Origin of the sequence: Corynebacterium tuscaniense, from assembly GCF_008693065.1 — a bacterium.
In the GTDB taxonomy this organism is placed as follows: Bacteria; Actinomycetota; Actinomycetes; order Mycobacteriales; family Mycobacteriaceae; genus Corynebacterium; species Corynebacterium tuscaniense.
Genome location: NZ_VXKH01000120.1, coordinates 1 through 1,643, shown reverse-complemented (window position 1 = coordinate 1,643; position 1,643 = coordinate 1). Strand labels below are relative to the sequence as shown.

At 63.7% G+C, this 1,643-nt stretch carries 2 protein-coding genes; both read right to left on the bottom strand.

The window, feature by feature from the left end:
• Positions 1-19: 19 nt before the first annotated feature.
• Positions 20-727, bottom strand: a complete 708-nt coding sequence (locus F4V54_RS10745) for a 16S rRNA (uracil(1498)-N(3))-methyltransferase (RefSeq protein ID WP_150387134.1) — start codon at positions 725-727, stop codon at positions 20-22.
• Between the two features lie 4 nt (positions 728-731).
• Positions 732-1,643: DnaJ C-terminal domain-containing protein (locus F4V54_RS10740; RefSeq protein WP_150387133.1), on the bottom strand; the 912-nt coding region annotated here is incomplete at its 5' end.

The following is a 1,643-nucleotide window of genomic DNA, read 5'->3' as shown; positions in this document are numbered from 1 at the left end:
TTCTGCCATGCGGTTTACCCTACCAGCGCCCCGTCAACGCCCCGACGGCGCAAAGCGCTGCCAGCCCGGCGCTCGCTGTGCGCAGAACCTCCGGGCCGAGCGTGATCGCCTGTGCGCCGAGCAGTTCCAGCTCATCTTCACCAATGCCGCCTTCCGGGCCGATGATGAGGAAGATCTCGTCTGCGCTCAAATCCGCATCTTTGATGCTCACCGTCGCATCTTCATGCAGCACATACGCCACTTTTCCCGCCAGCATCTCCGCCAGCTGGTTCGTGGTCACCGGATCATGCACCTGTGGGATCCACGCCCGACGCGATTGCTTCGCCGCCTCACGCGCCGTGGCCTGCCATTTCTCTACGTTCTTGGACACCTTCGGGCCCTGCCACCGCGCAATTGTGCGGTGCGAAATCCATGGCACGATCGCATCAGCGCCGCCCTGCGTGGCCAGGTCCACGGCCAATTCAGCACGCTCAGATTTCGGGATCGCCTGCACAATCGTCACCCTCGGCACAGGCCTCGGCACCTCTTGCTTATCGACGACCTCCCCCACCAACCCATCCTTCCCCTCCACCGCGGTGACGCGGATTTCTGCGGTGGTGCCGGTGCCGTCGATAAGCATGATGTGCTCTCCCGGCTGGATTCTTTTGACCGTGACGGCATGGCGGCCTTCCGGCCCGCTGAGACGGCCGGACAGGGGATCAGCGGTGATGAAATACGGCAGACTCATGGTTTTAGCGGCGGAAACGGTTACGCATGCGGCCGAAGAAACTGCCACCCTCCGGGTTCTCTTCCTCGACGAAGGCCTCGGCCTCATGGCCGTCGCGCAAATCCTCGAGCGCTGCGCGCTGGTCCTTGGTCAGCTCCGTCGGCACAACAACCTGGACGTGGGCCACCATGTTGCCAGCACCTTCCGCGCGCAGGCGTGGCATGCCTTCGCCCTCGAGCACGATCTCCTCATTCGGCTGCGTGCCAGCCGGGATCTCAATCGCGGTGGTCTCCCCCGCCAGATTCTCCACCGTCACATCCGTGCCCAATGCTGCATCGAACATGGGTACAGACACCTTCAGGTGCAAGTTATCCCCATCGCGGACAAACACCGGATGGCTTTCCGTGGTGACCTCCACGTACAAGTCACCTGCCGCACCACCTCCGTGGCCCACCTCGCCCTGGCCAGCCATTCGGATGCGCATGCCGGAGGAAATACCGGCGGGGATATTCACCGTGATGTCCCGGCGTGAGCGCACACGGCCCTGGCCACCACACTTCTGGCACGGGTCCGTGATGATCTCACCGAAACCGGAGCACTTCGGACACGTCGTCGTTGTCATGATGTTGCCCAGGAAGGACTGCTGTACCTGCTGCACCTGGCCGTTTCCTCCACAGCCATCACACATCACCGGCTTGGATTCAGATTCTGAGCCCGTGCCGTGGCAGTGCTCACACAGCACAGCGGTATCCACCGTGACTTCCTGGCGGGTACCGGTGTAGGCCTCCGCCAACGTAATCGTGGTTCGCAACAACGCATCACTGCCCGGCTGCACGCGAGAGCGCGGTCCACGCCCGCCACCGCCGGTGCCGTCCCCGAAGAAGGCCTCGAAGATATCGCCGAACCCGAATCCGCCCCCGCCGGCGCCACCGGCGGC